Genomic DNA, 13,173 nt, shown 5'->3' on the forward strand with positions numbered 1-13,173 from the left:
AGCCTTGACCCCAACTAATAGCAATTATCACCGGCAGGTGTAATTTTGTAGTGCAGATTCTATTTTATTAAGACGCGCTACCGTACAGACTAACGCTGAACGTTCGAGATCTCTCGCATAATTAAGAAGGCCAATTCGAGTTCGGTTATTTAACAACGCACGTTTTATATGCTCTAAGCCTATTTTAGTCGGTAACTTCGGCAACTTCCCCCAATATAACAACTGTAACTTAGCAACTTGAAGATTAACTTCATGGGCATAAGGTCCGTATTTAATGGCTTGGTTTATATAAAAATAAAAATCATCATCAAACTCGCTTAAATTTGCTTTCACATTCGCCATAAATATCCACGTTAGAGGCCAATGCTCTCTTAGTTGTGTCGATTTCTGATAATAGCTAAGTGCTTTCTGTAAAGACGTTTGCTGAATTGAACTGTCGCTACGATGCGCATAAGCTTGCCACTCATAGACTTTGGCTGCCACATTTAAATAGTGCGGGAAATGCCCATGTAAACTCAGCATTGTATTTGTCGACTCAAGTGCATCGTCGAGCTCTGCTTGTTTTACTTCTTTATTAACTTGCCAACGCTCAAGATAACTATCCACTTTAAGATAACTCAAATTAGCGATGGCATATTTAGCGGCAAAAAAAACAACAACCAGCGAAGTAAAAATCAAAAAATAGCGAAAAAGAGTTAACTTCACTTTAATGTCCAAATGGTAGGGTTTGAATTAAAAATTAAATCCGGCGTATCAGTAAATAAGCGTTCAGCCATCGCTTGACTACAACGCGTTGCAACTGCTTCAAAGGCTTCTTTCATCTTACAAGGACGACGCGTTAGATTGTGCATATCGGAAGCAACAATAGTGGCCTCATGAGCTTCAATTAATTGCCAAGCTAGTTTTTCTGATCGTTCACCAAAATCACCCAGTAAAGAAGCCGCCGTGATTTGTAATAAGCACCCTCTTTGTTTAAAGGGACGTAATAGTTCAGGAAATTTCCAAAGATCTCGATTCCGCTCAGGGTGAGCAATCATCGGTTGAATATTATTTTTGATTAACCAATCGATTAACTTTTCACTACCCGGTGGAATATGACTATGTGGGAACTCGATTAAAAGTAAATCAGATCCCTGCCATTCCCCCATAAAGGGAAGTTGCTTAGTTTTGGCAAGTAATATAATTTCAGGGCAAATACGAACTTCGGCGGCATAAGCAACAGCAGTATTTATTTGTTCTTTTTGGAATTTCAACGTTAACTCTGCAAATGCTTTTTTAATGCTAGCGAGATCGTTGTCGAAAGTACCAAAATGAATGTGCGGTGTGGCTAGCACTTTAGTGACACCGCTTAGTGCAGAGTGATTAACGAGTGCGATGGCATCATCTACTGTAGATGCGCCATCGTCGATACCCGCTAAAATATGACTATGAAGATCAATCATTAACTAGGCTTAGACTCAGGCTGGTTCTCTTGGCCATAACCGTAATAGTCATAATAACCTTGGTAACCCTCTTTCCCGCCTTTTTTAATATTGACTCGGTTTAAAACAATGCCATCAATTTTTGCATCAATTTCAAGTAAACGAGATAAACCTTTTTTAACAACTGCTTGCTTAGTAGATTCAGAGCGGACAACATAAATAACTGAGTCTGCTTGCTTCGCTAAAACAAGTGCATCACTCACCGCTTGCGTCGGTGGTGAATCAATAATAATACGGTCGTACTTATCTTTTAATACCAACATCAGCGCATCAAACTTCGAGTTTGATAGAAGCTCTAACGGATTTGGTGGGATGAAACCAGCAGGTAAGACATCTAAGCCAGATTTGTCATCACGTATGATTAGATCATCAAGTTTTTCAGTACCTGAAATAAGGTTTGATAAACCTGCCTGATAAGGTGGTAAATTCAAAATTCGAGTAAAGCTTGGACGACGCATATCAGCTTCAATCAACAAGGTTTTTTCCATCTGCGCCATCGCAAATGCAATATTTAAAGATGTTGTTGTTTTACCTTCGCCAGGAATAGATGAAGTAACAACTACAACCTTATGATCATTATCTAAATGTGACAGAACAAACCCCGTGCGCAACGTTCTGATTGCTTCAGCAAAGCCCTTATTTTTTGAATCGAAATAAGCATGCATTGGTAACTGTTGTTTACGTTTAAGTTTTATTAGCGGTAATAATCCAAGTAAACGCATCCCCAATTTTGATTCTACTTCTTGGGCAGTTCTAAAACTGTCATTAAGCGCGTCAAGCACAAAGGTTAAAACAACCGCAAAACCAAATGAAGCAACAAATGCTAATATAACAAGAAGTTTCTTATTTGGCTTAGCCGGAATTAACGGTATTTCAGCGGCATCAATAATACGTGCTTGTTGTACTTCTAAGTCAGTCGTTATCGCCATCTCTTTATAACGTGTTAGAAATGTTTCATATAAATTTCTGTTTGCATCAACTTCACGTTTAAGTTTTAAGTAACCCTGCTCTTTATTTGTGACCGTTTGAAACTTCTGCTTTTCTTTACGTAACTCTTGCGCAAACCGGCGCTCGTTATCTTTAGCTGCTTTAAGCCCTTTAGCAATTCCTTTTACCAACTTGTTAGCTTGCAGCGTTAACTGTTGTTTTACACCCGTTAATTGCGCACGAGCAGCGATTAATTTAGGGTGTTTTTTACCGTATCTAAAACTCATCTCAGAGAGGTTTTTTTGCGCTTCTATCTCAACACGTTTTATCTCTTTAATAAGCGGGTGATTGCTTATCTCAGGTAAACTCATTAATGAATCAATGTCGTTACCTTCTACCTTACTAACAAAAAGATAAATCGTTTCAGCCTCGAAACGGGCTTTCTTAGCTTTGAGGTAACTCTCCGTTAAGCTTTCTAGTTCATCACTCGCAATACTACGAACACCTTTTGACTTAATATCAATAAGGTTTTCTTTTATACGATAGGCTTGAAGATCTGTTATCGACGCCTCGAGATTAAAACGCAGTTCATCTAATCTATTTCTTAACCAATCGGCAGCTTTTTTAGTTGAGTTTAATTGCCCTGACATCTCTTGTGTTATGTAGATTTCAGCAACAGTATTAGCAACAAGTGCTGCTAACCTAGGATCCGTTGCTTCAAAAGAGATATTAACTAATTGCGTTTTTCTAATGGGGCTAATAATCAACCGTTTCTGAAACGCGCCAATTAACTGAACTTTCGCACGTCGCGCATCAAAAACATCTTCTTCGTGAGTACGTACATCTTCAATAGGCAAGAAAGATTTTATAGTTGATTTGAGCTGAGATAATAAGCCTACTTTTCCATCAGACATAAATTCTTTATGATAAGCAAGATCAAGTTTATCGATAACTTGTTCTGCCACAGCTCGAGATTTCAATATCTCAAACTGGGTTAAAAAATATTCTTTGCGCGAAGTATCTAAAGAATAAACAGTATCAATAGAGACTGTATTTTCAGTATTCGCTTTAATTAACAATGATGCTGTTGATCGATAAATGGGGGTTAGTCCAGCAACAAAAATCGCGACTAACAATGTGGTAAAAAAAGCAAAACCAACGATCTTCCATTTAGACTTCATAACGATAGTCCAATAGACCTTTAGGTCGATAATTTGCTCTTGCGGGTTACTTGATTGATTAACTAACTGCATAATTTTGTAGAATCCATTTCTTGCTACTGTCTAAAAAAAACTCTGTTCAATAGTGATGATATCACCAGGTGAAACCGAATAAGTTAGCTTAACATTGTCACTTTTTTTAGCTGCATTATGTGACTGCTTAATAAATATTTTTGATACAGATGCTCGCTCGGTTAAACCGCCAGCAAGAGCAATGGCCTGATCTATATTTAAGCCGGGTTTATAAGGGTATGCACCTGGTTTTTTTACTTCACCATGAATATAAAAAGGACGGTAGCTAACAATATCAACCTGTACGGAAGGATTTAAAAGGTAATCACCTTGCAAACCATCATGAATTATTTTTTGTACCTGAGGAGCCGTTTTACCGGTGACTGAAATTAGGCCAATAAACGGAAAATTTATTTTCCCGTTATCATTAATGGTCATTTCAATCGTTAAATCCGGCTCATCATAGACCAGTATTTTTATCTCGTCCCCGGCGCCTAAATTATAGCTATTTACCTCTGTAGCCGAGAAGGCTATAGAGGTAAAAAAAGACATTATTAGTAATAAATATTTCATCATAAAGCAACCACAACACCTATATTGGCAGCATTTTTGTCGTAACTTATATTGGCAGCAGTGGAATCTTTAGTTGTAAATTCATAACCCGCAGTCACTTTTAACCAACGTGTAAAACTATAATCAACGTAGAATAATGCATTACTGGTATCATCACTACGTGACGCTCCAATATAATCTTCATTGCTATAGATAAACTGCACACTAGAGTTTAATTTTTCTGTCCAGTTATGATCCCAACCAATAGATGCACCTAATACCTCAATGTAATCACCGACTGTATCACTATCTTCAGCATCGCGATTTAGATGAATATTAAACGTTGAGTACTCTACGGGCTTCCAAGCTAAACCAATATTAGCAGTGTTGCCAGAGAAGCTTTCTCGGTTATCATTATCAAAGGTTTTATATTGATAACCGGCTTTCATCGTACCCGTTGTTTTACCTAGACCTTTCCACTTCAAACCAATGAGCGCACGGCTATCGACATTATCACGAGAATCAGAGTTTACTCGTAAATGATCATATTGAATATCAGTAGAAAAAAGATCAAAAGTTAAAAAAGTGACATCTCCGACTTGGTAATCAGCATCGGCAAAAAATCGTAAACCGTTTGAATCACTGTACTTTGTTTGTTCAACAAAGTTTTGGTAGGTTTTGTTACCGTAAGCAACACCACCACCAATACGCATCAACGAAGTTAAGCCACCATACTGATAATAACCACGCGCTGTGAGTGCATTGTATTTTAGAGGCTCTGCGAAAAAGTTAGGATTAGTTTCCGTTAATCCGTCACCTCTATCTTCATGCAAGTTTGCAAAGCCGAATTTAAAGTCTGTACGATGTTTAGCACTAAATTCAGTATGAGCAAGCAGCGCAATATTATGGTCTAAGAAATTATCTTCGCTACCTTTGGAGTATGTTGCTGAAGTTAGCTCATATAAACCGCCGTAACGATTGATACCGTCATCTGTACCAAACTTAATTGACGGTTTTAATATGTAGATCGATGAACTAGTGCTATTAAATTCATCGTTATAAATATTATCATCATAACGAACACCAGCAGTAACTTGTGGAATAATTGAAAAACCATCGGTTAGCTCGTAAGGAGCCGGTTCAAAGTTTTGTGCAAAAGCGCTTGAAACACTCATTGCAATAATTGATACAGCAGGTAAAAATTTCATTTTCATCCCTAAATATGTTTACTGAATAGATTAGTAATAACAGTTTGTTATTAAGTAAATATGAATCTTTGAAAAGATCTCTTATTTTATGATTAATAGTTTAACAAGCACCCATTATTGTGAAATTAATAAGCATTCTTGTTAATAAAGCCTTTGAATATGGTTAAAAATATAATTTTAATGTCGAACAAAATTGACCAGTTACGAATGTATTCGAGATCAAAATCAATACGTTTTTCCATCTTATCAAGTGTATCTGTTTCACCGCGCCAGCCATTGATTTGTGCCCAGCCAGTAATCCCCGGTTTTACTTTGTGGCGTAACATATAAAAGTCAACCAAATTGCGGTATTCCTCATTATGAGCAACTGCATGTGGACGAGGCCCAACTATAGACATCTTCCCCTGTATGACATTAATAAATTGAGGAAGCTCATCAAGGGAGGTACGCCTTAAAACCGCGCCTAACTTAGTAATACGCGCATCCCCTTTTGTTGCTTGTTTTACAACCGCACCATTATCAGCTACGGTCATAGAACGAAACTTCCAAACCTTAATCGCTTTGCCATCCAAGCCGTAACGTAGCTGTTTAAAAAATACCGGACCACGAGAATCCAATTTAATAAGCATTGCAATAACTAGCATCGGAATTGCAATACCACAAAGAATTAAGATAGATCCAACCATATCTTCAATACGCTTTGCAAGTGAAGCAAGGCCACTCAAAGGCGACTCATAAACACTAATCGTTTGCGTATTACCTACATGGGTTAAGCGAGCGTGTAATAAGTTAAAAGTGAAGAAATCCGGCACTAAGTGCACGTCAACCGTGGTATCACCTAGCTCTCGTAAAATGGATTCAATACGTTTTTGTGCTGCAAGAGGTAATGCGATATAAACGACATCAAATGCTCCTTTTCGAGCAAGCTCAACACCCGAATTCACCCCACCTTTTAAGTGTTCTCGGTACTCTTCCGGTAAACGTTCAGGTTCACGATCATCAAAAAAAGCATCTAAGGTAAAACCTGTTTCAGGATGATTAACAAACTCATTCGCCAGACGTACTCCTGAAGTCGTTAATCCAAATACAGCAACTTTACGCGTATTTAGGCCTTGACGACGTCGTTTGAATAGATATAAACGAAATAGCATTCTCCATATAACCAAAGAAAATGCAGTGCCGATGAACCAAAACCCGATCACTAGACGAGATAACTCAACACTTGTTTTACTAAAAAATAGATAAGTCACCACTGCAAAAACAGCAATAGCCCAACTAACAAAAGTGTATAACGCAAGACGAGAAGAAGAGCCCGTTCTCCATGAACGATATAACTGTAAGCTTTCGGCAAAAAGGAAAAAAGCGATGGACGAAATTAAACCTATCACTATATAACTATCGCTTAATTCAATTGAATATGCAGCTATGGAGAAAAGTAATACGGCCTGAATGATTATAAAATCAACAATTCGGTATAAAGCAGAAAATTGATTAATATTATCCTTAACGTAGCTTTGCTGTGGCATGAAGTCCCTTTATTTATTAACGCATTAAATTGCAATTTGAAAGTGTGAGCAGAATAACAAAGTACATTCTATTTGACAATATTTTTACTTACTAAGTTATATCATTTTGTATGTGTTTTTTTATAATTACATAAAGAACAGTGGTAGATAAGACATTTATATCGTGGAAAAATATATTCTTACTTTTAAGGAAGGTATTAGAAAGAGACTTTGAATTATTTAAACGGCTATAGCAAGGGAGGGCATTATACTTTTGAATGCAAAAAACACTTCGCTTCACTCATTTTAAAGTGAAGCAAAGTATTTTCATTAACAGAGCTTAATCGCTACCAAAAAGATCACGAGTGTAAACTTTATCACTTACATCCATGATTTCAGGCACCATACGATTAGCAACAATCACGTCGGAAAACTTTTTAAATTCGTTAAAGTCTTTAATTACCTTAGAATGGAAAAATTCATTTTCTTCCATAACGGGTTCATAAACAACAACTTCAACGCCTTTTGCTTTAAGACGTTTCATAATCCCCTGCACACTAGAGGCGCGGAAGTTATCAGAGCCTGCTTTCATGATGAGACGATATATGCCTACGACTTTAGGATCACGTTTTAAAATTGAATTTGCAACATGGTCTTTACGCGTTGAATTTGAGTCAACAATGGCATTAATCAAGCAGTTAGGCACATCTTGATAATTCGCACGTAACTGCTTAGTATCTTTTGGTAAACAATAACCACCATAACCAAATGAAGGGTTATTATAATGATTACCAATACGTGGGTCTAAACCAACTCCACGGATAATTTGCTCAGTATCTAAACCGTGAGATTCTGCGTATGAATCAAGTTCATTAAAGTAAGCGACACGCATTGCAAGGTAAGTATTAGAAAATAATTTTACGGCTTCAGCTTCTGTTGAATTAGTAAATAACATTTCTACATTTTCTTTTTGAGCGCCCTGTGCAAGTAAATTTGCAAATACTTTAGCACGTTCAGAAACCTCACCAACAATAATACGCGAAGGATGCAAATTGTCGTATAACGCACGACCTTCTCTTAAAAATTCAGGTGAAAAGAGCAGGTTTGAACAATTCAATTCTTGAGCAATACGTTTTGTATAACCTACCGGCACTGTCGATTTAATGACCATTACTGCATCTGGGTTAATATCCATAACAATCTTAATAACCGCTTCTACTGAGCTTGTATTAAAATAGTTATTGATAGGGTCATAGTCAGTAGGTGTGGCGATAATAACAAAATCTGCATTTTCGTAGGCAAGATGAGCGTCTAATGTAGCCGTTAAATTAAGACTTTTATTTTTTAAGAAATCTTCTATTTCCACATCAGAAATCGGGGATTTTTTATTATTAATCAGTTCAACTTTATCTTTGATAATATCAACAGCAACAACTTCATTATGCTGTGCTAACAGTACTGCATTCGATAAACCTACGTAACCTGTTCCTGCAATTGCAATTTTCAAAATCGGCCCTTTAAAATTTAGAAACAAAAAAGGCTTCAATTGAAGCCTTTTTTTATATAATTTACAATACAAATATAATGTTTTTTACAAGATATTATTCACTGACATCAGAAATGTATGTCCAAAACCTATTATCAGTTTTGTCCGTAGGGAAATACCAATAGCGACTATCATTTCCTAAACCAGACAATTTAAACAGTTCATCGTCTCCATTGTAAGGATTCTCGTATAAATAAATATCACCCATAGTACCTAATCGGTCATTACTGCCCCATTTTTTTTATAAACAGGCTCATTACCCTTCTTTATCGTACTTGAACGATAGCTATTGTTGTTTAACCAACTATTTTTTTCAATTCGAGGAATGGTTCCATCTTGATTGATGTTAGTCATATGAAAAGAATGTTGATTCCAAATACGGGTCGCATTTACCCATGGTTTATTAATATCTGCAGATTCGTAAACTAGAACACCTGTACTGATATTATAATCCCCGACTTGATTGTTTGACACAATAATCATTTCTGCATTGTTATCCCCCTCTAAATCAACAACAATAGGGTATTCCCAAAGCGTCGCTGTTGAATTAGGTACTTGATATAACTCCTTGCCTGTTAAGCCATCAACAATAGCAACTTTATAATGGTCCTGAATAATGACTTCATCGCGCCCATTATCGTTAAAGTCGTAAGAGCTTAAACCGATTTTACCGCTACCCATATCATCCATTGCATATTGCCAAACAAGATCACCATTAGCATCTAACATGTCGACAGAAGTATAACCAGCATAGACGATACCAAGTTTATTATTGCCTAAGAAATTTGAGACTGCCTGTGCTCCACCACCATGGTTTTTAATACCATCCTTTCGCCATTTCACATTGCCATTGTGTTCAAGTAAAGCAATAGTATGTTCCGTTGCATAAACACCAGGGATTGAAACAACAATTTCAGGCTGAGGGTCAGTATCAAAATTCGCTACAGATGAAAACCAAGGTGTATCATGACCAGTAAACTGCCACAACAATTGACCATTAGAGTCAAATAGTGAGCCAGCGGCTAAGATTTCTTGTTTGCCATTATTATTGCTATCAAAAGCAATTGAATCTGCAGACCAACTATGTGAAAAAAGTAACTGACCAGAAGCATCAATAACTGACTTTCCTACAAGGATTTCAGCAATACCATCATTATTAATATCGGAAATTGTAATATTGCCAATAGACTTATCGATAAGAGGAATAACCTTCTGCGTCACACCATTGTTATTTGCAATTCGTAAAACCCCTTCTTTTCCATCAGCAACTAAAACTTCAATAATGCCATCACCATCTAAATCCGCAACTGCGGGACTAAAGCGAGGGTCAGCTAATAAAATTGAATCATAATTCCAGAGTTCTTGCCCATCAATACCACTTAACGCGCGCACAATACTTGGCGTTGTATATTCTTTACCCTTGTAAGTAGTAATAATAATGTCTGCAACATCCTGGTTGTTAATAAAACCATCGAGATTATCATCATTAAGTTGAGCGACAACAGGAGTAATCATGACTTGATTAAATTCAGGCATAAAGTCAGGCGCATCCCATTTCCACTTAACTTGAGCAGTAATAGGTTGAGCTTCTTTTTCCCATGGAAGTATGCCTTGGAAAGGCTGATATTGAAGTTTAATTGAGCCTTTAAATTTTCTAGCAATAATACCTGTTTTCGATATACCTTGAGATGCAATCACATTTGCATTTGGTGCAAGTAATAAAAGAGGAAGGCTCCCCGCAACTTTTACATTTTCAGCTTGGGAAAAGTTAAAAATTGTTTTATCACTATATGCTTCAAAAGCATTAAGATTTACATAATTAAGTTGAAAAGAACTTTTTTCACCCTCTATATTAACGACAATAGTTGCATTTTCAGGAACACATTGTAAATCTACTTTGTAAGCATTCTTAAGTTTTGTTCCATCAATTGAAAAGACCTGTACATCATTCTCACAGTCACCAGAAAGATGAATCGCTCCCCACTTATACTCAGTCGAACCAGTTAAGTCTAAGTCAATTAATTTTTTAGAGGTTTCTATATATAAAGTTTCTAATACTTTAAAGTCTATTGGCAATGTACTGTAATCTGTAATTGAAGCCCCTACTTGCAGGTTTTTCTCAACTGAAGTACTTAATTTTTCAATCCTACCTTGTACAATAATACTACCTTGATTTACAACACCACGCTGATATTTTAAATCACCACCTACGATGAGTGAATTATCTTCAGGAAGAGTATTCTTCGCTAAGTTACTAATCTTGTAACCCGTTAATTTTGCGTTCTTTGCAATCGCTAAAGGTCCATTACTGTTCGAATATTTAGAATTGAAATTTCCAAATACGAGCGCGCTATAATCCGTTTGTAGCGCATTAACAGTTAGCGAAACACTTGCTAAAGAAATGACTGATATTAATTTTTTCATCCATGTATCCCTTTTATAAAAAAGAGATAATACAACGAAAGTAACTACAAAAAAACAGGTATTTGACATTTACTTGCTACGCAGTTAAAGGTGACATTTAAATGACAAAAAAGCAATCTAACGTATTAGATTGCTTAAGCAACATTATAATCAACAACTTTTTTATTCATAAAAAAAAGACTTCAATGAAACGGCTATAAATAAGTTAAAAATCATTTTAAAGTCGCTGAACGATAACTATTATTATCAAGCCAACTATTCTTCTCACGCAGAGGAACTTGGCCATTTTGATCAATATTAGTCACATGGAACGAATGTTGATTCCAAATGCGTGTTGCATTTTTCCAAGGTACAGATAAATCAGCAGATTCGTAAACAGTTACACCATGGTTAATTTTGTAATTATAAATTTGATCGTTAGCAACAACAATCATCTCTGCATTATCATCCCCTTCTAAGTCAACGACAATCGGGTACTCCCATAAAGAGCCAGTTGAATTGGCCACTACAAACACTTCTTTACCCGTTAAACCATCAAGAATGGCTACTTTAAAATGATCTTGAATGCTAACTTCATCGCGGCCATCTGCATTAAAATCAAATGCACTTAAGCCAATCTTTCCACTGCCTGCATCATCCATTGCCACTTGCCATACTAACTCACCATTTGCATCCAACATATCAACAGAGGTATATCCAGCGTATACAATGCCAAGCTTGCTTTTACCGAGGAAATTAGACACTGCTTGTGCACCGCCACCGTGACTTTTAATATTTTCTTTTATCCATTTTACATTACCATTGTGCTCTAACATTGCAATAGTGTGTTCTGTTGCAAAGGTCCCAGGGGTAGAAACTACTATTTCAGGATCTAAATCAGCATCAAAATTTGCAATAGATGCAAACCAAGGCGTATCCGCTCCTGAGAATGCCCATAATAATTGACCATTTTTATCAAACAGAGAACCCGCAGCTAACACTTCCTGCTGTCCATCATTATTACTGTCGAAAGCAATTGAATCGGCAGACCAAGAATGTGAAAATAAGCGATCGCCATTAGCGGAAACAACGGTTTTACCCACCAATATTTCAGCAATGCCATCATTATTAATATCAGCAATATTAATGTTGCTAATTGATTTATCAACCAGTGTTATTAATTTTTGTTGCTCTCCTTTGTGATTTGCTATGCGCAACAGCCCCGCTCTTCCATCAACAACTAACACTTCAACAATACCATCGCCGTCTAAATCTGCAACTGCAGGAGAAAAACGTGGATCAGCTAATAGGGTCGTCTCATAGGCCCACAATTCATCACCATCAATTCCACTCAATGCACGCACAATGCTTGGTGTTGTATAAGCTTTTCCTGCATAGGTTGTGACGACAATATCCGCAACATCTAATCCGTTAATGACACCATCATTATTATCATCATTCAATTGAGCAACAACCGGTGTGATCATTATCTGATTATACTCAGGCATAAACGGACTTGCGTTCCAGCGCCACTTAACCTTTGCATTGATAAGTTCAGCTTCTTTTTCGCCAGGTAGTTTACCGTTAAAAGGATGATAATCTAAATACATTGAACCTTTCCAACTATTGGCAATAATACCAACATTAGAAGATCCAGAGGGTGCATCGATATCCGCTTTAGGTGCTAGCACCATGCCTTCTAACGCAACACCAGAAATAGTCACTGAAGTTGCTTCATATAAATTAAATATGGTTTGTTGGCGAAATGGCGTAAAGTCAGTAAGGCTAATATTACTTAATGGTTTAAAGTTAGGTTTATCACCACTGACATTCACAATCACAGTTGCACCATCGGGTACGCAACTAAGTGCTAATGTATGTGCTTTTTCAAGTTCAAAGCCATCAAGATTAAATACCTGAATATCGCTTGTGCAATCACCATCAAGGTAAATCCCCCCCCACTGCAAAGTAACCGTACCTATGTTTTGTAACTGGCTTAAGGTTTCAGAATAATCAATACTGCTTTGCTGTAAATTATTAAAATCAATAGGTAATGTTGCTAAACCAGTAATCATCGCACCATCAGCAAGCCCTAAATATACCGTTTCAGAGACGTTGTCGACATTACCCGTAACGGCAGCACTACCTTGGTAAATTCGGCCTCCTTGATAAGAAAGCTCTCCACCAACAATTAACGAGTAGTCATTGTTGGGAAAGAGCACATCGTCAGACATAATGCTGTAACCATTTAGATTAGCATTACCCCCAACGGCCCCATACTAGCGGAGTGAGGAGAAGTAAAGTCACCAAAGACTAAGG

At 36.9% G+C, this 13,173-nt stretch carries 9 protein-coding genes and 1 pseudogene; all 10 read right to left on the reverse strand.

Annotated elements, in window-relative coordinates; translation table 11 throughout:
- Positions 1–27: 27 nt before the first annotated feature.
- Entirely contained in the window at positions 28–705 is a 678-nt protein-coding gene (locus tag CXF74_RS19305) for a VpsP family polysaccharide biosynthesis protein (RefSeq protein WP_101084167.1), read from the reverse strand.
- Positions 702–1,442 carry a tyrosine-protein phosphatase gene (locus CXF74_RS19310; protein ID WP_101084168.1) on the reverse strand — a complete coding sequence of 247 codons (741 nt, stop codon included), beginning with the start codon at positions 1,440–1,442 and terminating at the stop codon, positions 702–704. Before CXF74_RS19310 ends, CXF74_RS19305 begins: the two co-directional genes overlap by 4 nt.
- A complete protein-coding gene (locus tag CXF74_RS19315) occupies positions 1,442–3,661 on the reverse strand; it encodes a GumC family protein (RefSeq protein WP_101084169.1) in 2,220 nt (739 codons plus the stop codon). Before CXF74_RS19315 ends, CXF74_RS19310 begins: the two co-directional genes overlap by 1 nt.
- A gap of 30 nt (positions 3,662–3,691) precedes the next feature.
- Positions 3,692–4,216, reverse strand: coding sequence for a polysaccharide biosynthesis/export family protein (locus tag CXF74_RS19320; protein WP_101084170.1), 525 nt, complete (start codon positions 4,214–4,216; stop codon positions 3,692–3,694).
- Positions 4,213–5,400, reverse strand: a complete 1,188-nt coding sequence (locus CXF74_RS19325) for an outer membrane beta-barrel protein (RefSeq protein ID WP_157822463.1) — start codon at positions 5,398–5,400, stop codon at positions 4,213–4,215. Before CXF74_RS19325 ends, CXF74_RS19320 begins: the two co-directional genes overlap by 4 nt.
- 125 nt (positions 5,401–5,525) lie before the next feature.
- Entirely contained in the window at positions 5,526–6,926 is a 1,401-nt protein-coding gene (locus CXF74_RS19330; protein ID WP_101084172.1) for an undecaprenyl-phosphate glucose phosphotransferase, read from the reverse strand.
- A 319-nt stretch (positions 6,927–7,245) separates the two neighbouring features.
- Positions 7,246–8,412 (reverse strand): nucleotide sugar dehydrogenase, encoded by a 1,167-nt coding sequence (locus tag CXF74_RS19335; RefSeq protein WP_101084173.1) that lies wholly within the window; start codon positions 8,410–8,412, stop codon positions 7,246–7,248.
- A 252-nt stretch (positions 8,413–8,664) separates the two neighbouring features.
- Entirely contained in the window at positions 8,665–10,875 is a 2,211-nt protein-coding gene (locus CXF74_RS19345; RefSeq protein WP_198552927.1) for a choice-of-anchor A family protein, read from the reverse strand.
- Positions 10,876–11,087: 212 nt separating this feature from the next.
- Complete coding sequence (locus tag CXF74_RS19350) at positions 11,088–12,464, reverse strand: FG-GAP repeat domain-containing protein (RefSeq protein ID WP_332870284.1); 1,377 nt, start codon at positions 12,462–12,464, stop codon at positions 11,088–11,090.
- Positions 12,447–13,115, reverse strand: a pseudogene (locus tag CXF74_RS23030) (choice-of-anchor A family protein); the annotation flags it as partial. The gene CXF74_RS19350 and the pseudogene CXF74_RS23030, both read right to left, overlap by 18 nt.
- Positions 13,116–13,173: the final 58 nt, after the last annotated feature.

Source organism: Psychromonas sp. Urea-02u-13 (genome assembly GCF_002835995.1).
Lineage (GTDB): Bacteria > Pseudomonadota > Gammaproteobacteria > Enterobacterales > Psychromonadaceae > Psychromonas.

Coding starts and splice junctions, on each gene's coding strand:
- CXF74_RS19350 (WP_332870284.1), bottom strand. CDS start 12,464: ATGTATTTAGATTATCATCCTTTTAACGGTAAACTACCTGGCGAAAAA.
- CXF74_RS19310 (WP_101084168.1), bottom strand. CDS start 1,442: ATGATTGATCTTCATAGTCATATTTTAGCGGGTATCGACGATGGCGCA.
- CXF74_RS19330 (WP_101084172.1), bottom strand. CDS start 6,926: ATGCCACAGCAAAGCTACGTTAAGGATAATATTAATCAATTTTCTGCT.
- CXF74_RS19315 (WP_101084169.1), bottom strand. CDS start 3,661: ATGCAGTTAGTTAATCAATCAAGTAACCCGCAAGAGCAAATTATCGAC.
- CXF74_RS19320 (WP_101084170.1), bottom strand. CDS start 4,216: ATGATGAAATATTTATTACTAATAATGTCTTTTTTTACCTCTATAGCC.
- CXF74_RS19325 (WP_157822463.1), bottom strand. CDS start 5,400: ATGAAATTTTTACCTGCTGTATCAATTATTGCAATGAGTGTTTCAAGC.
- CXF74_RS19345 (WP_198552927.1), bottom strand. CDS start 10,875: ATGAAAAAATTAATATCAGTCATTTCTTTAGCAAGTGTTTCGCTAACT.